A 607-nucleotide genomic window follows, 5' to 3' on the forward strand; every position below is an offset into this window, starting at 1 on the left:
CGGATTCCCTCGGGCTTATCGACTCCCCGCGTACCCCACGCCGCCGACGCGACGGGCTCCGTCAATGCAATTTCACGTCAGCTGGGACGAGCGGTTTTCTTAAGGTCTACTCCACAGTGTGGGGTGGTGGAGGATCTTGCGGGGCCCGCTCCCGGCCGGCCGCGCGGGCGGCCTTTGGGAGCTTACGCATCGTCTTGCGTCGTTGCGTATTTCGCTTCGCGTGTGGGTTGCCGTGTTGGCGTTCTGCTTGAGGGTGGGCCTAGTTTGGAAGATCTTGCGGGGTCGTCCCTTGTCGGCCGCGCGGGCGGCCTCGGGGACTTGGCTCTGTCTTGCGGTTGGTGATGCCGCTTCGCGCTTGTGAAGAACGGGCTTGCGGGGCTTGCCTCAGGACGGCCGCCCGGGCGGCCTCTTGAGGCGTTCACTGCGTCTTGCGATCCATGATGCCGCTGCGCGCACACCAAGCAAGGAACCCACGCAATGCTGCAAATCTCAGCCGATGCTCGCAACATACACTGGCCTCCCTTTTAGACGGGTGGCGCGCGTACAGGTCGGGCCAAGCAAGCGACTGCTGGCCGCGCGCCACCCGTCGCTCCACCTCCCCCACCTG

Source organism: Achromobacter maghribensis (genome assembly GCF_057334215.1).